Annotated in this window: 20 protein-coding genes and 1 pseudogene; 8 read left to right on the top strand and 13 right to left on the bottom strand. The window is 27.4% G+C overall.

From position 1 onward, the window contains the following. Positions 1–2 precede the first annotated feature (2 nt). The gene (locus tag ACA135_RS04010) at positions 3–1,190 is read left to right on the top strand and encodes a double zinc ribbon domain-containing protein (RefSeq protein WP_409199008.1); all 1,188 of its coding nucleotides are present in this window, start codon (positions 3–5) and stop codon (positions 1,188–1,190) included. A gap of 38 nt (positions 1,191–1,228) precedes the next feature. Here ACA135_RS04010 and ACA135_RS04005 read toward each other — a convergent pair whose 3' ends face one another. The 4 genes from ACA135_RS04005 to ACA135_RS03990 all read right to left on the bottom strand — a co-directional run bounded on the left by ACA135_RS04005 (position 1,229) and on the right by ACA135_RS03990 (position 4,054). Beyond that, the gene (locus ACA135_RS04005; protein ID WP_409199007.1) at positions 1,229–1,414 is read right to left on the bottom strand and encodes a rubredoxin; all 186 of its coding nucleotides are present in this window, start codon (positions 1,412–1,414) and stop codon (positions 1,229–1,231) included. Between the two features lie 124 nt (positions 1,415–1,538). Next, positions 1,539–1,724 (bottom strand): rubredoxin, encoded by a 186-nt coding sequence (locus tag ACA135_RS04000; RefSeq protein ID WP_409199006.1) that lies wholly within the window; start codon positions 1,722–1,724, stop codon positions 1,539–1,541. Positions 1,725–1,910: 186 nt separating this feature from the next. Further along, positions 1,911–3,494: an NADAR domain-containing protein gene (locus ACA135_RS03995; RefSeq protein WP_409199005.1), complete on the bottom strand. Its 1,584-nt coding sequence runs from the start codon at positions 3,492–3,494 to the stop codon at positions 1,911–1,913. Between the two features lie 20 nt (positions 3,495–3,514). Beyond that, positions 3,515–4,054 carry a TIGR00730 family Rossman fold protein gene (locus ACA135_RS03990; protein WP_409199004.1) on the bottom strand — a complete coding sequence of 180 codons (540 nt, stop codon included), beginning with the start codon at positions 4,052–4,054 and terminating at the stop codon, positions 3,515–3,517. Between the two features lie 329 nt (positions 4,055–4,383). On the opposite strand from ACA135_RS03990, the pseudogene ACA135_RS03985 reads away from it, so the two are divergent. From ACA135_RS03985 to ACA135_RS03975, 3 genes and pseudogenes are all read left to right on the top strand, one after another. After that, positions 4,384–4,737 (top strand): annotated as a pseudogene (locus ACA135_RS03985) (thermonuclease family protein); the annotation flags it as partial. 947 nt (positions 4,738–5,684) lie between these two features. After that, positions 5,685–6,662 (top strand): transposase, encoded by a 978-nt coding sequence (locus tag ACA135_RS03980; RefSeq protein WP_409197734.1) that lies wholly within the window; start codon positions 5,685–5,687, stop codon positions 6,660–6,662. A 96-nt stretch (positions 6,663–6,758) separates the two neighbouring features. Beyond that, a complete protein-coding gene (locus ACA135_RS03975) occupies positions 6,759–7,367 on the top strand; it encodes a class I SAM-dependent methyltransferase (protein WP_409199003.1) in 609 nt (202 codons plus the stop codon). 25 nt (positions 7,368–7,392) lie between these two features. Here ACA135_RS03975 and ACA135_RS03970 read toward each other — a convergent pair whose 3' ends face one another. From ACA135_RS03970 to ACA135_RS03940, 7 genes are all read right to left on the bottom strand, one after another. Then, on the bottom strand, positions 7,393–8,739 hold the full coding sequence (locus tag ACA135_RS03970; RefSeq protein WP_409199002.1) for an MATE family efflux transporter: 1,347 nt from the start codon (positions 8,737–8,739) through the stop codon (positions 7,393–7,395). 89 nt (positions 8,740–8,828) lie between these two features. Further along, positions 8,829–9,596: a 4Fe-4S binding protein gene (locus tag ACA135_RS03965; protein ID WP_409199001.1), complete on the bottom strand. Its 768-nt coding sequence runs from the start codon at positions 9,594–9,596 to the stop codon at positions 8,829–8,831. A 31-nt stretch (positions 9,597–9,627) separates the two neighbouring features. Then, the gene (locus ACA135_RS03960) at positions 9,628–10,014 is read right to left on the bottom strand and encodes a putative zinc-binding protein (protein WP_409199000.1); all 387 of its coding nucleotides are present in this window, start codon (positions 10,012–10,014) and stop codon (positions 9,628–9,630) included. Between the two features lie 4 nt (positions 10,015–10,018). Continuing rightward, positions 10,019–10,327 carry an ArsR/SmtB family transcription factor gene (locus ACA135_RS03955; protein WP_409198999.1) on the bottom strand — a complete coding sequence of 103 codons (309 nt, stop codon included), beginning with the start codon at positions 10,325–10,327 and terminating at the stop codon, positions 10,019–10,021. A gap of 66 nt (positions 10,328–10,393) precedes the next feature. Next, positions 10,394–10,843 (bottom strand): MarR family winged helix-turn-helix transcriptional regulator, encoded by a 450-nt coding sequence (locus ACA135_RS03950; protein WP_409198998.1) that lies wholly within the window; start codon positions 10,841–10,843, stop codon positions 10,394–10,396. A 92-nt stretch (positions 10,844–10,935) separates the two neighbouring features. Continuing rightward, complete coding sequence (locus ACA135_RS03945) at positions 10,936–11,379, bottom strand: GyrI-like domain-containing protein (RefSeq protein WP_409198997.1); 444 nt, start codon at positions 11,377–11,379, stop codon at positions 10,936–10,938. A gap of 70 nt (positions 11,380–11,449) precedes the next feature. Further along, on the bottom strand, positions 11,450–12,826 hold the full coding sequence (locus ACA135_RS03940; protein WP_409198996.1) for an MFS transporter: 1,377 nt from the start codon (positions 12,824–12,826) through the stop codon (positions 11,450–11,452). A 135-nt stretch (positions 12,827–12,961) separates the two neighbouring features. Here ACA135_RS03940 and ACA135_RS03935 point away from each other — a divergent pair, with 135 nt between their 5' ends. After that, positions 12,962–13,408, top strand: coding sequence for a hypothetical protein (locus ACA135_RS03935; RefSeq protein WP_409198995.1), 447 nt, complete (start codon positions 12,962–12,964; stop codon positions 13,406–13,408). Positions 13,409–13,533: 125 nt separating this feature from the next. Here the strand turns inward: ACA135_RS03935 and ACA135_RS03930 are convergent, their stop codons facing one another. Next, the gene (locus ACA135_RS03930; protein ID WP_409198994.1) at positions 13,534–13,806 is read right to left on the bottom strand and encodes a hypothetical protein; all 273 of its coding nucleotides are present in this window, start codon (positions 13,804–13,806) and stop codon (positions 13,534–13,536) included. Between the two features lie 412 nt (positions 13,807–14,218). Here ACA135_RS03930 and ACA135_RS03925 point away from each other — a divergent pair, with 412 nt between their 5' ends. Genes ACA135_RS03925 through ACA135_RS03915 form a run of 3 tightly spaced genes read left to right on the top strand, consistent with a single transcriptional unit; the run spans position 14,219 to position 16,648 of the window. Next, positions 14,219–15,436, top strand: coding sequence for an aldo/keto reductase (locus ACA135_RS03925; protein ID WP_409198993.1), 1,218 nt, complete (start codon positions 14,219–14,221; stop codon positions 15,434–15,436). Between the two features lie 26 nt (positions 15,437–15,462). Beyond that, a complete protein-coding gene (locus ACA135_RS03920; RefSeq protein WP_409198992.1) occupies positions 15,463–16,044 on the top strand; it encodes a PadR family transcriptional regulator in 582 nt (193 codons plus the stop codon). Between the two features lie 31 nt (positions 16,045–16,075). After that, a complete protein-coding gene (locus tag ACA135_RS03915) occupies positions 16,076–16,648 on the top strand; it encodes a zinc ribbon domain-containing protein (RefSeq protein WP_409198991.1) in 573 nt (190 codons plus the stop codon). 18 nt (positions 16,649–16,666) lie between these two features. Here the strand turns inward: ACA135_RS03915 and ACA135_RS03910 are convergent, their stop codons facing one another. Further along, positions 16,667–19,189: a DUF3656 domain-containing protein gene (locus ACA135_RS03910; protein ID WP_409198990.1), complete on the bottom strand. Its 2,523-nt coding sequence runs from the start codon at positions 19,187–19,189 to the stop codon at positions 16,667–16,669. Between the last annotated feature and the right edge of the window lie 70 nt (positions 19,190–19,259).

Genomic DNA, 19,259 nt, shown 5'->3' with positions numbered 1-19,259 from the left:
TAATGTTTACTAAAATTTGTCCAAAATGTAAAAGAGAATATGAAGAAGATGCATTATACTGTGATACTTGTGGAATAAGTTTAATATTAAAAGACAAGATAAACTATGAAGAAATTTACACTAAAATATGTCCTAATTGTGAAAACAGATACATAGGAGAAGCATTATACTGTGATACTTGTGGAATAAAATTAAAAGATTTTAACACTTATTTAAAAGAAAAAGAATTAAAATTAAAAAAAGACAAACTTAGTGAAACCATTTACAATAATAATGTAAATCCAAGTAAAACTCCTTCACATATAAATAATTTAATAACAAAAACATTACACTCTGAAAATAAAGAAGACTTAATCAATAAGGAAGTTCATGAGATTCGTTTGATGAAAATTAAAATCATAAATTTTAAAAAAGATTGGATGAAACTAACCAGTGAATATATAAATTCTCCTAAAGAGTTAACATTCAAAAGAGAACACAAAGAAATCTTCGATGAAGTGAATAATTTCAAATATTTAAAAGAAATCCAAATTGAATTTCCCAAATTAAATGAAACCGTAAAAGATGTATTGGAAATTAAAAAATTATCCAAAGAATACATTAAAGAAATCCGTAAAAGTAACAAGGAACATATCCTAAAAGAGCAGGAATATATAAACCGGAACATGAATCAAATAAAAAAATTACATGATGAATTAAATTACTTAAAAAATGAAAACTTTAATTATAAACAAGCTGAAAACTTATTAAATAAAGAAACAGATTATATTGAAAAATTAAATCAATTACAATGTTTAAAAATAATAGAAACATTAACACCAGAGTACAAGGAAAAATCAGAAACAATAACTGATTTAATAAAAAGTTTTAAACAATTCCAAAAAGAAATAAGTTTAATAGATAAAGAAAAAAACAAGATCTTAATCTTAAATCAGAAAGTAGAAAATGTATTAAAAGATTGGGAAGAATTAAAAAAAGGACACATAAACAAAATAGATGCAAATAATTTTAAAAATAAAAATACACAATTTATAAAAGAATTAAATGAATTAAAATATTTAGATTTTATAAAAATTAATATTCCCGAATTAAAAAATGAAATCAAAAATATAAAAGATGTGAAAAAAATTTTTCAAAATTATGAATATAATGTGAATTTAATCAATAGAGATTTTAAACAAGGTTTATAAAAAAAATAGTTAATAAGGTTAAAATTATTTAAAATTCATTATCTATCATAACAGATATAATAAATGTTTACAGGACTGTTACAATAAGGACATTTTTGTAATGGAAAATCCTTAGGAAGTGTTCCAGGTTCAATACCAAAAGCAGGAGCCCCTACATCTGAAAGATAAATATAACTACAATATCGACATTCACACATCATGATTATAGAATAGTATGTTTTCATATAAATATTTTTATATTTTATTCTAGATTTTTTATTAAATTCATGATTTTATTATTTTAAGATTTAAATTAGGAAACATTAAGATATTATTTTTAACTATAAAAAAAAGTAAGATTTTGGTTTATTATCTTCCAAAACGGTAATAATAAATGTTTACTGGACTATTACAGTATGGGCAACTTTGTAATGGAAAATCCTCTGGAAGAGTTCCTGGTTTAATACCAAAATCTGGAATACCAACTTCAGAAAGATATATTTGACCACAATATCGACATTCATACATCATGATTATAGAATAGTTTGTTTTCATATAAATATTTTTATATTTAAATTTTATAGAAATAGTATTTTTTTCACAATATTATTAATTAATACATTAAGTAAATTAATCTATGAACTAAGGAGGTATACGTAAATATAATCAATATTGCCGTGAAGAAACCCAAAGAAAATATTAAAAAATTATTTAAAGAAAAATTAGATATAAAAAAGAATTTTAATCATCTAATTGGAAATAATCCCCATTATCATCTAAACCAATAGGATATTTACAACGATCCTTCCAAGCATCACTCATAAGAGAACTAACAGGTTCTAAATTAAAAGATTCTCTGAAATTTTCCCTTGCAGATTCAACAACATCCTCATTTATAGTTGCATCATCCTTAAAAATCTCCCATAAATCTAATAAATGAAGTAAAGTAATTTGTGTTTTACCATTATATTCATAAACATCTAAAATTTTAAATTTACTATCATTAGCAGCAGTATACAAACCCCAATCAGTATCATGTTCAAAACTAGATAAGTCTTTCATCTGATTAGATAAAATTAAGAACCTATGACTTGTAGTTATTTTCCCAATTTTAGAACTTGCATCAGTAAAACCTTTCTCTTGTAAAATTTCACCTTTAACATACTTATCCTCAATTTCAGGACTCAAATCCACATCTCTAACTAAATATTTAAGATTAGCATAGTTTGTTTCATAAATTTTATATTCTGGAGATTGCTCATTACTTAAATTGATACTATCCTTGTCATTACTATATGGATTAAATGTATAAAAATTAGATTTTTTTAAAAAATTAGTATACTCCCAATCTATTAAATCTACATGTTCATATAATTTCTCAAGTTCATATTCAACTTCCATTAAAGCAAAACCAATTAAATTCTCACCAACTGATTCTTCACCATCAAAGTAAACACCTAAAATAGGATCATCATATTCAGGAGAATAAGCTAAAACTTTATTTCTAGTATTAAATAACTTATTTTTCAAAGAATCATTACTCATAGCACTATAGTATAATACATTTAAAAAAACAGTATACTTGATTTTTTCCCAAATTTCCTCTTCTTCTATGGAAAATTCAATATTTAAATCTTTCAATTCATCATAAGAACTTCTAATATCCACATTATCATTAAAATATGAAATTTTAGAAGCTAATAAACCATGAGCTACTGAAGAAAATTTAAAAGAATTATAATGAAAACCAAATTCCTTACTATTTATTATATCCTTTTTAATGACAAATAAATCATCATCTAAACTTATTTTATCCCAAATATTAATATTATCATCTAAGTAGTAATCCTCTTTTAATTCTTTTAAAGTGTATAAAGGTTTCCCATATTTATTCCAACAATTTCCAAAGAATGGTAAACGTTTTAATTCTTGAATATTAGGTGAGAATTCTTCTATACGTGTAAATCTCCAATTAGGAGGTTTAGGAAAATATTTTTCAAACTCTTCTTGATCTCTTAAGGCCATGGAAAAATTAGTGCTATAATTTTCCCCAGAACCCATCCTCCAACCTATAGTGGAACTTGAATATGTGGGATACATTAACCATGGTGGTGCTGGAAATTTACCTTTTTCATAACGATAATATTTACTTATTAAATCAATTTGACTCCTTTTCAATTCATTATAAGGTTTTTCATCTAATTTCTTTATCTTACTTATTAGAAACTTTCGATTTTCTTCTTCATTATCAGTTAAATTAAGCTCTAAAACTTTTTTAAATTCATTTAAACTATTTTTTAATGATTCATCCTCATCTTCAACCATGCAAAATCCCCCCTCTAAGATTACAAAGTTTTTTCTATTAAATCAAGAGTTTCTTTAACAGTAGTACTTACTTGGTATAAATTAAGATTATCTTGATTTATGGTTCCTTCACTCACCATAAAATCTAACATTTCAAATAAAGTATTGTAATAATTGTTTATATTATAAATTATGATAGGTTTATCATGTTTTTTTAATTTCTTCAAGGTTAAGATTTCAAAAAATTCATCTAATGTACCTAAACCACCAGGCACTATTATGAATGCATCAGAGTCTTCAAAGAATAATTTCTTTCGTTCCTGCATACTATTAGTTAATACTTTACAGGTGCAATTATTATTCATTCCCTCAAAATCTTCCATCCAATCTGGTGCAATACCTATAATTTCTTGATTATTATCTTTCACTCCATGAGATACAGCACCCATCATACCATCATCTCCAGCACCAAAAACTAAAGTATGTCCCCTTTTAGCTATTTCTTCACCTAAAAGATAACCTTTTTCCTTATATTCCTTATTAATTTTATTAGTTCCTGATCCATAAAGGCATATGCGCAAAATTATCAAAACTCCCATAATTAAATCATTAGTAATTAGTTAATAGTTTTGTTTTTAATTATTTTAATAGTTTTATACTTAAGACTATAATTTACTTTTTGAAGTAGAAAGATTTAAAAAAGTTTATATTACACTTAAAAGAATATACTTAATCATATACATAATTAATTCTTAAAGGGGGGATAAAGATAATAAAAATTGAAAAAAAGTATATTCTTGCAATATTAATTATAATGATTGTGGCTGTTAGTGCTTTATCTACTGTTAGTGCTTATTATTATAAAGGTACAGGATTTTCACATACTATACCTGAAAGTAAATATTCAAGTATGAGTGTTTCTGATATTTTAAGTCAATACTCAGATACTGATTGTAATAGTGAAGTAAGTGGTACTTGTACTAAAGTAGTTGACGGGGACACTATATATGTTTCTGGTGTTGGGAAAGTCCGATTTGTTGGAGTTAACACACCTGAACGTGGAGTTGAAGGATACAATACTTCCAAGAATTTTGTTAAAAAATTATGTCTAGGTCAAACTGTTAGTTTAGACATTGATGATGATAAGAATAAGGATAAGTATGGTCGTACTTTAGCAGTTGTTATAGTTGATGGTAAAAACTTAAATCAAATCCTACTTGATGAAGGTCTTGCAGAAATAATGTATATTCCACCAAGTGAATTTAATCCATATTCCTGGCAATCAGATTCTAGTAGTACTTATAATTTTATTGGAACAAGTACTGCTAATTTAGGTGCAACTTATAGTTTCATGGATAATTTTTACTCATTTTTCGGTATGAACCGTAATGATAATAATGTGGAGAATACTGTGCAAAATAATGTTAATGATAATGTGAATAATTATGAAATATTAAGTGGTACTTTCAGTACTGCTAGTTCATTATCTGCTAAAACTTATTGTACTGTAAACATTGGAACTGAACATGCTGGTGAAAACTTACAAATAAGTGTATTATACAGTCGTGATGGAAGCAATCTTAATCATGGGATCATAGTGCCTAAAACTGTAAGTTCACAAGGAAACCTGAAAGTTGCAAGTAAAGATGCATTTAGGTATTACCCTGATCATGCACTTATAACAGTCTATGATAAGAGTGGGAATACTTTAACTACTAAAGAAGTGACTATGGATCCAAGTTCAGGATCTCAAAGCTTCTAATAAATTATTTTCTTTTTTTTCTATTTTTTTAATTTTACTTTTTTTATTTTTTTTATTATAGCTTATTTTAATTCTTTTTCTAATTAATCAGTTACTTTTAAGTATAAAAATGATTATTATTGTAGGGTATTAATAATTTTTTAGTTAGTATATTGATTTTTAGAAAAATAGGGTTTATAATATACATCAATTAGGATAATAAATTACTTTAAAAAAATAGGTTTTGTGTTTGTTTTTAAAAAATATGGTTCTGTAGAAATCCTATATTTTTATTAAAATATTTTTTCAGTTGAAGTTGTACTTGGGTATTTTTTATTTTTTGGTTTTCTTTATTTGTTTTTTAAAGAATTTAAAGGTGATTTTAGCAAATTACACTTGAAATACTACTTAAGTGGTTTAAAATAAGTTATAATAAAGTATTAATAATTAAATGGAGAAAAGATATTAATATGATAAGTAAAAAAACCTTTTCTCCATATCATATTTTGTTTTCAAGACAGTTAAACCTTTTGGATTTTGAATGTGAAAAACCATTAGAAAACTGTTTAAATCGTCAGTCAAAAAATGGTAATATTGAATTATCAGGTAATCACATGCTGCTATATGCTGAAAAAGTATATAACTATGCTAAAGCATGTTTAAATGATTATTCCAATTATTTTAGTAATCATTTATACACACAGCCTAAATTATTCACTATTTTAGCTCTTAAAATGTATTCAAAAATGACCTATCGTGAAATAATTGAGTGGATGCAATTATCAGATAAGTTACTTAAATTTTTAAGATTAAAAACCGTCCCACATTATACAACAATCCAGAAATTCTTTAAAAGAATATCTGAAACAAGTTTTAAAGAATTAAACAAGAAAATATTATCAAAATTTACTTTAATTGGTGGAAACATTGCTTTAGATGGATCAGGATTCACCAATGATTATGCTGATAAATATTTCGCGAAAATACGACGTAAAGAACGAAAAAGCTATGTGAAAAACCATATTGCAATCAATGTTAACACACAACTAATTCTTGATTATCAAGTTCAAAGAGGCCCAAGACACGACACACACTTCGCAAAACAATCAATCAGAAACATAAAAATATATAAACCACATTACATAATTGCAGACAAAGCATACGATACAGAACCCATAAGAAAATGTATAAATGAAGAAGTAGGAGCATTTGACCAAATACCATTAAAAACAAGAGCCAAAAACGGACACTACAGAACCAACAGCCCCACAATATTCCGACCAAAAATATACAGCAAAAGAAACAATGTAGAATGCGTATTCAGTGTAGTAAAAAGAAAATTTAATGGAACAAATCACAGCAGAAGCCTAAAAATGTCAAATAAAGAAACCAAACTCAAAAACACATTCTACAACTTCTACAGATCAACAAAAATACCTCAAAAATAGGGTTTCTACAGAGCCTTTTTTTAAGAAAAAGTATAAATGTAAAATCTTACAAAAATATTATTGTTAAGTAAATTTAGTTTTAAATGTGGATTTTGAATGAATAATAAAGAAAAAAGTAAAAAATATTTTAATAAAACATCTAAATATTACTATTCCCAAGGGGATGGAGTATTTGCAGAGCCAACATATGAAGAAGTTATACCTAGAGTAATTAATGAGAATCCTAAAGTTATGCTTGATTTAGGTTGTGGAACTGGGGATATGATTAAAAAAATATTAAATCATGATCCTGATATTCAAGTTTATGGTTTAGATATTTCTCCTAAAATGGTTAAAAAGGCATCAACTAAATTTCCTGAAGGATGTGTTAAAGTTGGAGATTCTGAACATATCCCATGGGATGATGAAAGTTTTGATTTAGTTGTTTGTAATTCTGCTTTCCATCATTTCCCTAATCCTACTAATGTTTTAAATGAAATTAATCGTGTTCTTAAAAAGGAGGGTAAATTAATTATGGGGGAACCTACTGCTCCTGGATTGATTCGTCGAGTTATAAATGTAATTTGCAGATTCGGACCTCATGGAGATTATAGGATTTATAATAAACGTGAAATTAAATTTTTACTTAAAAGAACTAATTTTGAATTAGAAAATTTTAAGTTAATTGATGAAAAGCATTATGCTTTTACTGCAATTAAATTATAGAAAAATCTTTTAAATCTCTTTTTTTTTAATATTTTTTTATTGTATATTTTGCAAATTGGTAATTGATTATTCCCATTATTATTCTTCCTGAGGCGGTTCCTATCCATATTCCTATTAATCCTAATCCTAGTGTGAATGCGAATATGTAGGATAGGGTTAAGCATGCTATTATTTCACGTAGTATTGTAAATATTAAACTTATTATTCCTTTTCCTATTCCTTGATAAATACTGCTACTTATTACTCCCATTCCTGTCATTGGGAATGCTAATCCGATTATTATTAAGAATTGGCTGATAACTGGTATGAGGTGATGTGTTTGGGGTGTATATGCGAAGATATATGCTAGTTGATTACTGAATAAGAGGAATATTATAGTTACTATTATTCCGAAGAGTATTCCGAGTTTCACACCGTATTTGTGGGATCTTTTTAGGTAGTCTGTGTTTTTTGCTCCGAATGCACTTCCACTTACTGCTACTACTGCTGATCCTATTGCGGTCATTGGCATTATTAGGAACATGTATAGTCTTTGGCCGGATGAGTAGGCTGCTACTCCTGTTTGTCCTGAAATTATTGTTATTAGGTATAAGTATACTGCATATGCAATCCCTATTATTATCATTTCTAATGAGCTTGGTATTCCTACATTTAGGATTGCACTGGTAATTTTTCGGTTAAATTTGAATCCTTTTAATTTGATTTTTACATATGTGTTTTTATCAAAGAGTATCCAGTAGAATATTAAAATGGCTGATAAGAGACAACTTATTATACTTGCCCATGCGGCTCCTGCTGTTCCTAGATTTAGGGTGTATATGAATATTGGATCTATGATTGTGTTAATTCCAACTGATAGTATTACAGCGTATAGTGCTCTTTTCATATCTCCTTCTCCTCTTAGGATTCCGGATGCTCCGTTAGAGAATATAAATGTGAATAGTCCTGCGAACATTATGGTACTGTAGTTTAGTCCTTGTTGTAATGTTTCTCCTGAGGCTCCATAAAGTATTAGTGCTGGTTTTTGTATGATTAGTAAGAGGATTGTTAGGATTATTGATGCTATTGTGAAAATTAGTATGCTGTGGGTTGCTGCTTTTCCTGCATTTTTTTGGTCATGTGCTCCTACATATCTACTTATTAGGCTTGTTGCTCCTACTCCTAGTCCTACACTTACTCCGTTTAAGATCATGAATATGGGTGTTACGAATCCTACTCCTGCTATTGCGGTTTCTCCAAGTCCTGTTATCCATATTCCATCTACTAACATGTATAAGCTTGTTAGTATCATTGATAACATTATTGGCCATGCTAGGTGTCTTATTGCTTTTTCTGGTTCTCCTCTTAATAATTTTATGTTTTCTTGTGACATTATTTTTGCTCTCTCTTTTAGTACAAAAATTGTATAGTACTAATTTAGTACTAACTTATATTTAAATTTATACACAAATAAAAGAAAAATCATCTAGAAAGTAAATCTGAAATCTTATCAAACTTTAATTTAACATCATCATAAGCTTTCAAATAAAAAGGACAAACCTTAATACACTCAGTACAAGCCTCACTACAACCAACACAAGATGAGGAATCTAAATCAACAAAATCCTTATTCTTAATTAAAGCATTATGAGGACAAGCCTTAACACACTTACCACAAAAATTACAATACTCTCTAATCCAAGAATAATTATTAGACTTTTCAATAGGTAAATTTGAAATATTCACTAAAATAGCACTAATCTTTTCTTTAGGACCAAAACTAGGACTAATTAATAAACCACTTTTACCAACACACCCTAAACCTGCCCGTTCACCTAATTTAGAAAAATTAATAATATCACCATTAGGAGGAGCAACAAAAGTTTCAAAACCATTTAATCTTAAAAAATCAGAAACTTCATAAGTTAAATTACCAAAATTTTCATATAACTCATCATTAAAACTTTTAGCTAAACTACCAGGATTAGTACTTAAGATTTTATCATACATTTCCATAGTTAAAACGATCGCTCCATTAAAACCAAAATCATTATCCTCTAACCATAAATCATTTAAATCATTAATATATGCAATATCAAGCAAACCTAATTTTTTAATTAAAGACTTTAATTCATTAATTATATTATCATCAATATTTAAATTAGGTTTATTTGGATTTTTAACTTTTGAATTATCTGGATATTTATTAACACTATTAATATTTCCACAACAAGACTTTTTACTTCCCATTTAATCAGCTCTAATTTATTTTTTTTTATTTTCATTTTTTTAAAGTTTTTTCTATTTTTTTATTTAAAATATTTTTAATAATATCTACACAAATTTCTCCATCATTATCTAAGCGTGATGTGTCATTTGCATGGTATTCTGTTTTACTTAATTCTTTATCTACATTTATTGAATCTATTATGTCTACATTTCTTTGTTTTAAGATATTGTTTACACATGATCCATCACAACCGTTAACTGCTATTATTGGATATTTTTTTATTAAATCTCTAAATCCTGTTCTTTCTCCTGAGGTTGCACCCATACAAATACTTATTACTTGTGGGTTTTCTTTGTTTGTATCGTCACAGCTTACTCGTGTTATTAATCCATTTGGACTCATTCCACTACATGCTGCTACTGCTACTTTTTTTGTCATTTTTTTATTCTCCTTTAAAAATTCTATTTAAGTGATTTATTAATTTAGGATTAGATAGGCTGTAATAATTCCATATGCCTTCTTTTCTCATTTTTATTATTTCAGCTTTTTTTAGTATGTTTAAATGGTGTGATATTGTGGATTGGGATTTATTTATTCCTTCGTGGATTTGGCATACGCATAGTTCTCCGTCTTGGAGGAGGTATAAGATTTTTAATCTTGTAGGGTCTGCTATTGCTTTTAATGTTTCTTGGTTTTTGTTGATTTCTTCTTGGGTAGGGATTTTTTGTTTATTGTTTTTTGATGAGCTCATATAACTAAATCTATAAGTCTACATATTTAAATATATCGATATATCATTTTAAAAAAAATAAAAACTTCAAAAATCAAGTAAATTATCCGAAATCTTAGAACACAAACTTAAAAACAAATCACGCTCATCACTAGAATCCAAAGCAGCTAAAACAGTACCACATAACTCATGCTCAAAATCATCATGCTCCTTTAAAATTTTCTCACCCTCACTAGTTAAAACCAAGTTAAAACTACGCTTATCCAAAGGATTAATCTCCCTTAAAATCAAACCCTTAGATTCTAACTTATTAATAACATTAGTAATAGAACTCTTAGGAAGATTAGACTCACGAGTAACATCCTTAATAACAGTATTCTTATGATGACCAGTACGAGCAATAACACCGATTTCACGATTATCTAAAGATTTAAGATTAGGATACTTAGATTCAATAGTTCTAAATAAGTTTTTAACAAAAATAGAATGCCAAACTCTATTCAATTCCTTAATCTGACTATCATTAATTTCACTCACAATAAAACACACCTAAATAAAACAATACTATACATTAATTTAATTTAAAAACAATCCCATATTTAAAATAGTACTATAAGAAAACTAAAAAATTAATCCTTTAAAACATTAACCTGAACATCACTAATTAAATGATCCTTATCAGTATATAAAGGATTATTAAAAAACACTAAATAACTAGTATCCAGGACAGTATAATTATTCACTTTAGCATATTCAACAATCTCATCATAAGTCTTATAAGAAGTATCATGAGAACCTACATGAATAGAACTTAAAACAAGATGCTCACTAAAAGATTTAATATTAATACAATCAGGAACAATTAAATCATCACCACGAATAGACACACCACAATAATGAACCTCACTAGGTGTATTAAAATTTTTAAAAACACTGAAAGGAGCCCCTTGAATCTTAACCTTAGATTCTTTAGCCCATTCAAAAAGTTCAAAAAGAGTATTATTCAAACCATCACCACTATACTCATGTAAAGCCACTAAATTCTCAGGTATAATTTTTTCTTTAATTTCCATATCCATAATAATCAATTTAAAAATTTTTTTTTATCTAATATTCATTTATATTTTTCAATTTATATTAAAATTATGATTTATAATTATTACCTTTAAGTAAGAAAACTGAAATAAACAATGCAATAAGTACTAGTATTACTTGAATTGTGAAAGCTAAATTAATACCCTTAACACTTACATATCCAGATTTACTAGACAAACTTACAAATGCTAAAATAATAGTAGTTCCAAGCGCACCAATAATTTGCCGATTACTATTAATAATACTGGTTCCATGAGTATAATCCTCCCTTTTAACCTCACTTAAAGCATAAGCAAACAATGGCATAATTAGGAATACTAAACCAATCAACCTTAATATATAGAAAAATGTAACAATTAATAAATTCACATTCTTATTAAAAAACATGAAAGGTATAGACCCTATTAATAAGATTAAAACACCAATAATTGAAGTAGTTCTACCACCAAATTTATCATAAAACTTACCACCAGAAGGATTTAAAAGAGCATACAAAATATTTGCAGGTAACATTACAAGTCCTGCAAGAGTAGCACTATCACCAAGAGAAGATTGTAAAAACAATGGTAGGAGAGTGTATCCACACATCCAAGAAAGAAAACCAATATAAATTATAATATTAGTATATAAAAATCTATGATTTTTAAATAATTTAAGATTTAATAATGGAATTTCTAAATTTAATTGTCTATGGGCAAAGTAAGCAAAGAGGATTAATCCTGAAAGTATTGGGATAATATCATAAAAGATATTTAAATTATTAAATGTTATATTGGTTACACCAAGCATTAAAAGTGTAATACTCACTCCTATTATTATTGCTGAGGGAAAATCCATTTTTACACAGTATTTTTCACCAATATTTACAAGGTAAAAATATGCTAATATTATTATAATTATAGTAACAATTGTAAGCATTAAGAAAATACTTCTCCATCCTGAATAATCTACTATTAAACCAGAAACTGTTGGTCCTATACTTGGTGCGAAACCTATAATCAAACCAATATAACTTAAAGCTTTACCATGCTCAGATTTTGGATATAAATATAAGAGCACTACTTGCATTAAAGTGAAAAGCACACCTGTACCGAATGCTTGAAAAATTCTACTTAATAATAGAATTATGAAGTTTGGTGAGAAATATGATAAAACAGATCCTATTAAGAAAATACCCATACATGAAATGAATAAATCACGAGTGTTAAATCTGTTAATTAAATAAGCAGTGAAAGTACATACTATTCCAATTACTAGTATATATGCACTTGTTAACCATTGAGCAAGACTAGCATTAATATTAAATTCTAACATAATACTTGGAATTGCACTTGTAAGTAAACTTTGACTTAAACTTGCAAAGAAAGCACCAGAAAATAGTATTATTAATATTATGGTCTTTTTAGTTCTGCTTATTTCATTCATATACTTTTATTTTATGTTTTTCTTTTTTTATTAAATTATTTAATTAAATTTTTTTTTATATAAGATAATCAAATGTTTTATTTAATAGAAACTATATATAATTTATACACATTTAAATATGGGGAGGGAATTATTATGAATAAGAAAATATTAACTATCTTATTAATTAGCACTATTTTAGCTTCTACTGGAATTATATTTGCAGTTAGTACTGTGAATTTAAATAACAGTAGTTTTACTTGTCCTGATGGGTATACTCAAGTCACTACTGGTTTAGATGGGTCTTTAGTTGTTTATTCTGGAGATGATGGTTATTTTGCTGTTGTTGAAGATCAAACTATGTCTAATGATCTTATTGGTCAGTATGGTGGTAAAATCTTATCTCAGAATAGTTTAACTGTTAATAATATTCCTGTTACTGAATATAAAGTAAGTTATAATGGTAAAACTGGTTATGCTTATGGTTTTAATAAGGATAATCATAATTTTATTGTAGGTGTTTTACCTAATGATTTAAGTAATTGGGATGTTAGTAGTAGTTCTAATCTTGCTAATCAATTGATTAATAGTATTAAGGTTTAATACTATTAATTTTTTTTAATAAAATTATGTAATACTTAAAATGATATTTATATTAATGGTGAAAGAATAATCATTAAACCTAAAAAAGTTTTTATAGATTTAATGATTATTAAATTTTGAATGTTTTATTTAGCTGCCATCGTGTTGTAATTGTTTAATTTAAACATCATGAAGTATCTGTCTAAACATACAATCATGTCATCATAGGTGGCTCCTATAGCTTTTCCTATTTCTTTTAGATCTTCTGCAATCATTTGTTGACCTCCATATACCATGGAAGTAACAAAAAGGTAATCTCCATCTGGAGATATTGTGTACTCAAAATTTTTTCCACCAGGATATTGGTTTTTGAAAAAAGTATTAAGCTTATTTAAAAATCTTGTATCAGTTATGTTCATTGACATTCACCTCAATTTTGTTATTATTACTTTATGTAATATAAACTATGTTTAATGTTATATTTAAATATTGTTATTACTTTTAACATTATACTATTTTGTCTAAAAAATTTTTAATTAAATGAATAAAGTATTAAATCTCAATATTTAATAAGACACATAGTCAGTTTTAAAAGTCTTATCTTAGTATTAGAATTAACTCATATATAAAGATATCGAAATTAAAATAAAAAAATAAAAAAAAACAATCCCACTAAAAAAATAAAAAAACAAGACAAAACTACAAATTAAAAACCCCTAATAAGACAAAACAACAATCCAAAAAGTAAAATGAAAGTATATATAAGAGAAAAAAAACAAAACATAAAATATCGAAAACCGATAAAAAATAATATAAAAATGGAAAAAATAAATGCAATACAGAACAATCACCAAAACCGGAGAAAAACTCTCACCTCTAGGATTCGGAGCAATGAGACTAACAACCACCATGAGTGGAACAGACCTAAAAAAAGCAAGCCAAGAAATAACATATGCAATAAATAATGGAGTAAACCTAATAGACACAGCATACATGTACGGAAACGGAGAAAACGAAAAAGCCATAGGTGAAATACTAAAAAAAACAGGCCTAAGAAACAAAGTCAACATAAGCACAAAAATGAACCGGCTAAGAATAAAAACCTACAATGATATGCACAAAATGTTCAACCAAGAACTAAAAAACCTACAAACCGACCACATAGACTACTACTTCATACACAATATAATAGGATACGAAGACATAGAAAAACTCCAAAAAAATGATCTAAACAAATTCATAGAAGAAAAAAAAGAAACAGGAGAAATCCGAAACATAGGATTCTCCTATCACGGACCAAGCAACCAATTCCAAAAAATAGTAGACTCCTACCCCTGGGACATGTGCCTCCTACAATACAATTACTTAGATGAAAACTTCCAAGCAGGAAAAAAAGGAATACAATACCTACACGAAAAAGGAATAGGAATAATAATAATGGAACCATTAAAAGGAGGACTACTAGCAGGAAAACTACCACCTGAAGTAGAAAAACTAAAAAAAGAAAAAAACATCACCCGCTCAAATGCAGATTTAGGACTAAGCTGGTTACTCAATCAAAAAGAAATAACCTGCATACTAAGCGGAATGAACAGTTTAGAAATGGTTAAAGAAAACATAAAAATAGCAAACACAACACAAGTAAACACCCTAAAAAAAGAAGAACTCAAAACAATAGAAGAAATAAAAAACATAATACTAAAATTAAATAAAATCAACTGCACAAGCTGCGGATACTGTATGCCATGTCCAAGAGGAGTAAGCATACCAGAATGTTTCCAAACATACAATGAAAAATACTTATTCAACCAAAAACAATTCGGAATCCATGAAGCAACAATCAATTACATAGGAGGATTACTAGGAACAGTAGGACCAGCACAAGATGCAAGTCTCTGCACGCAATGTAATGCCTGTGTGAGTAAGTGTCCACAACAATTACCAATACCCAACCTCCTAGAAACCGTGAATAAAGAATTCCATGGAAACCTAACAAAGAAAACCTTACCATTATTAAGACAAATATTAAAATTATTCAAAATCATATAAAAAAAATATATTGGAGCCAAATCAAAATGCCAGAAGAAAAAGCAGATAAAACCATTAAATACTGGGGACTACTATATGAAATGATAGAAAACTTCCATAAATACGGTGGACTAAGAATAGTCATATTATACGAACTAAAAGACAAACCATTAAATGGAGTAGAAATAAGTAAACAAATAGAAATCCATAATAAAAAATTACATGAAAAAAAGAAACAAATCTACTACACTAAACATGAAAAAGACTTAAATGATCCATTCACACGAAAAGTTAAATCAAAACCATCACCAGGAAGCCTATACCCTAAACTTAAAAAAATGAGAGAAGAAGGCTTAATAGTTAAATTAAGTAATGGTAAATATCAAAACACTAAACTTGGAAATGATAAATTACATGAAGTACTAGAAACTTTACAAAAAAAAGAAGTATACTTTAATGAAAACCCATTAGAAAACACACTTGCAGATTTAGACTTTGCAATAACAAAAATCGAAAACATTAACGAAGATGAACTAAAAAATTATGAAGATGACTTATTAAATTTAAGTAAAAGACTTAAAAAAGTAGCAGTTAATGTTTATTCACAAAATATTGATGAGAAAAAATAAAATTTAATTAATTATAAAAAAAATGGGAAAAATGTATTGTCCAAAATGCGGTGAAAAAAACGAACCTCAAAATCAATTCTGTAAAAAATGTGGAACACCCTTAAAAAAAGACCATAATCCTAATTATCAGAAAAAATATAAACGATTACAATACCTGATAATTATAATCTTACTCCTCCTAATAGGGGGAATAATAATAAGTTTTACAACTTATAATTTAGCTTCAACAACTTATACATCAAACAATTTTACCGTTGAACATCCAATGTTTGGAAAAGTAATAGAAAACCCACAAACACAATTCACAGACTTTTACAGTGCAAACGGCACATACATTGGAAGTGTAAGTGCAATTCATGATGAAAAATTAAGTGAAACATCAGCAGATGATTGGACAACCAGTAATAGCGAAACACGTGTGGATAATTCTCAAAGTGTAAACGTACTTGGAAATCCTGGACTTGAAATAAATGAAACCAGTTTAACCGATAATAGTCACAGTACCGTGTTTATCTTCAATAAAAATGATAAAATAGTGAGAATAACATTAAACCCAGAAAACCCTGACAGTACTAATCTTTTAAACAGTGTGAAAATAAAATAAAAAAAATAGATTTAAACCCTATTTTTTTCTTCTTTTCTCATTTTCCCTACCATTAACATAATTCCCCTTATTAATAGTAGAATTAGACATATTCACAATACTATCAAAGTAATCTATTTCTTCTTCAGGATTACCTAATTTTTGCTCATAAAGAGAAATAATTCTAGATACAAATTTAGGAGTTGTGAATCTACAATCTAAGGTGATATTATCAATACCCATATCCTTAATCTCCTGGATTTCATCAATAAGTGATAAGCAATCATCATTGTAAAAATGACTTTGTTTATTATAATCTAAAAATATTTTAAACTTAGCCTTATTACGTTTCTTATCCTGTAAGACCATATACTCACCAGCTTCTATATGATAATCCTTCTCGTTGATTAATTCACTGAAATCATCCTTTGTAACCATGATTTCCTGGTTTCCATAAACTATTAATTCTAATTGAATATCTTCTTCTTGTGAATTTTCTATTAAATCCTTAATTTCCTTTTTATTCAATTCACTACTAATTGTTAAACCTTTAAAACCAGTATTATTTAAGGTTTTAACAGTATAATTATTCCAAACATTCAAATTATGAGCACCATACACATTAGTATTGAAAATTAAAGGTAAGGATGGTGAATCACCCATTATACTAATATGAATATTTTCCCTACTTAAATTATTTACTATTGTATTTGCTTTTTCTAAATCTTCATCAGAAGTGAAAGCAGATAATACCCATACTAATTCTTTATCAAAACAGATTCCCGCAGCATTTCTAAGAATTCCCTCAATTTTATTAAAGTAATCAGTACTATTTGTAAATAAGTAAGAAGGATCAAAGTATACTCTTTGGAATGAATGTTTTGCAACAAGTTTTAATAAGTTAAAATTATCAACATAAATATTAAATCCAATATAATCCTTAGATTTAGCAGGGACTTGTTTACTTTTAAGTTCATGAGTATAATCTTTAATTTTAACCCGTATATCCTCAGATTCTTCTTCTTCAGGCAAGTAATATCCAAGTAAAATATCAGATGCAATATCCAGGACTGATCTTCGTATCTTATTCAATCTACTCATAGACATGAACACGTCTGTTGGGAAATCTTCAAATAAAATATTATCCACTATAAATGGGGTGTTTCCAGTTTTACGCATCTGATTTTCTATTGCCTCAGTTGTTAATGGTCGGTTAATAGATTTCTCAAACGCTTTCTTACTCATATATTCAAAATTTATTAAATTATTCTCAATTTTAAAACTAGCATTAATAAGCATCTTATTTTTTTTATTACGCTTAATACTTAGGGATAATGGTATGTGAGGTTTTATTTCCTCTTTCTTATACTGTTTTTGCTTATCATGTAATGCTTTACTATAACTTATATAAACTTTAGATCCAACTCTAATATCTCGAGTGGTTTCAATTAAGATATGTTTATCATTTTGCTCTACGATTTTATCTAAATAGATTCCACGAATATGATTATTATGTTTAAATCCTATACCATCACCACTTATAAGAATTGGATGATTAGGGTCAACAAATTTAATATCTACTCTTTCACCGTTAATACTAATAATGTCTCCAAGATATAATCCTTGATGGAAACTACTTTCTCTTCCCATTACTTCTGGTGGTTCATCATCAAGAATATAACCATTAGTATAGTACCGATTAAAGGTTAAATCTAAGTCTCTTTGTAAAAGTTTTAAGGTTTCAGGATTTGTATCATCTAATTCGTCTAGTAAGGTTCTATAAGTATGAACTACTGTTGCTACATAATCATCAGATTTAAGTCTTCCCTCAATCTTTACACTATATACTCCGGCATCTGATATTGATTTTAAATCCTTATAAACTGCTAAATCATGAGTACTTATTAAACATCCATTTGCCACACTATGATTATTATATTTTAATTTATAATCACTTCTACATGGTTGTGAGCATGCTCCTCTGTTTGCACTTCTACCATTTATAAATGAGGAAATATAACAATCCCCGGATATGCAGTAACAGAGGCTTCCATGACCAAATACTTCAAGGTCTAAGTCAATATTATCAGTTTTTAATTTATCTCTAATTTGACTTATTTCTTCTACACTCATTTCTCTTGGTAATATTACACGATTCATTCCTTGATTTTTAGCCCATTTTATACTATTATAATCTCTTAGGGTCATTTGTGTTGAGGAATGTATTTCCATATTAGGAATAAACCTATTAAGTAAGTATACTAATCCTAAGTCTTGAACGATTAAGGCATCTACTCCGATACGGTATAAGAATTGAGCATATTTAAGTACTTCTAAGATTTCACTTGAATTAAACAAGGTGTTTACTGTTACATGTACAGCTGCACCATTTAAATGTGCATATTGTACTGCTTTTTCTAATTCTTCACTAGTGAAGTTTTGAGCAAATGCTCTTGCCCCATACCTATGTCCTGCAATATATACTGCATCTGCTCCAGCATTAATTGCAACAACAAGTACATCATATGATCCTGCTGGTGCTAATAATTCTTGTAATACCACTTATATAATCTCCGAAAAAAATAGTTAAAATAATTTAATTCTTAATTAATATTGATTTATGTTTTTTAAA

It is taken from the genome of Methanobrevibacter acididurans (assembly GCF_046197875.1).
GTDB classification, from domain to species: Archaea; Methanobacteriota; Methanobacteria; order Methanobacteriales; family Methanobacteriaceae; genus Methanobrevibacter_A; species Methanobrevibacter_A acididurans.
This window is presented reverse-complemented; position numbering and strand designations above follow the sequence as displayed.

What these genes read in the sequence shown, in the direction of transcription:
- ACA135_RS04010 (WP_409199008.1), top strand. Translation starts at nt 3, where the DNA reads ATGTTTACTAAAATTTGTCCAAAATGTAAAAGAGAATATGAAGAAGAT.
- ACA135_RS04005 (WP_409199007.1), bottom strand. Translation starts at nt 1,414, where the DNA reads ATGAAAACATACTATTCTATAATCATGATGTGTGAATGTCGATATTGT.
- ACA135_RS04000 (WP_409199006.1), bottom strand. Translation starts at nt 1,724, where the DNA reads ATGAAAACAAACTATTCTATAATCATGATGTATGAATGTCGATATTGT.
- ACA135_RS03995 (WP_409199005.1), bottom strand. Translation starts at nt 3,494, where the DNA reads ATGGTTGAAGATGAGGATGAATCATTAAAAAATAGTTTAAATGAATTT.
- ACA135_RS03980 (WP_409197734.1), top strand. Translation starts at nt 5,685, where the DNA reads ATGATAAGTAAAAAAACCTTTTCTCCATATCATATTTTGTTTTCAAGA.
- ACA135_RS03975 (WP_409199003.1), top strand. Translation starts at nt 6,759, where the DNA reads ATGAATAATAAAGAAAAAAGTAAAAAATATTTTAATAAAACATCTAAA.
- ACA135_RS03970 (WP_409199002.1), bottom strand. Translation starts at nt 8,739, where the DNA reads ATGTCACAAGAAAACATAAAATTATTAAGAGGAGAACCAGAAAAAGCA.
- ACA135_RS03965 (WP_409199001.1), bottom strand. Translation starts at nt 9,596, where the DNA reads ATGGGAAGTAAAAAGTCTTGTTGTGGAAATATTAATAGTGTTAATAAA.
- ACA135_RS03960 (WP_409199000.1), bottom strand. Translation starts at nt 10,014, where the DNA reads ATGACAAAAAAAGTAGCAGTAGCAGCATGTAGTGGAATGAGTCCAAAT.
- ACA135_RS03955 (WP_409198999.1), bottom strand. Translation starts at nt 10,327, where the DNA reads ATGAGCTCATCAAAAAACAATAAACAAAAAATCCCTACCCAAGAAGAA.
- ACA135_RS03945 (WP_409198997.1), bottom strand. Translation starts at nt 11,379, where the DNA reads ATGGAAATTAAAGAAAAAATTATACCTGAGAATTTAGTGGCTTTACAT.
- ACA135_RS03940 (WP_409198996.1), bottom strand. Translation starts at nt 12,826, where the DNA reads ATGAATGAAATAAGCAGAACTAAAAAGACCATAATATTAATAATACTA.
- ACA135_RS03935 (WP_409198995.1), top strand. Translation starts at nt 12,962, where the DNA reads ATGAATAAGAAAATATTAACTATCTTATTAATTAGCACTATTTTAGCT.
- ACA135_RS03930 (WP_409198994.1), bottom strand. Translation starts at nt 13,806, where the DNA reads ATGAACATAACTGATACAAGATTTTTAAATAAGCTTAATACTTTTTTC.
- ACA135_RS03925 (WP_409198993.1), top strand. Translation starts at nt 14,219, where the DNA reads ATGCAATACAGAACAATCACCAAAACCGGAGAAAAACTCTCACCTCTA.
- ACA135_RS03920 (WP_409198992.1), top strand. Translation starts at nt 15,463, where the DNA reads ATGCCAGAAGAAAAAGCAGATAAAACCATTAAATACTGGGGACTACTA.
- ACA135_RS03915 (WP_409198991.1), top strand. Translation starts at nt 16,076, where the DNA reads ATGTATTGTCCAAAATGCGGTGAAAAAAACGAACCTCAAAATCAATTC.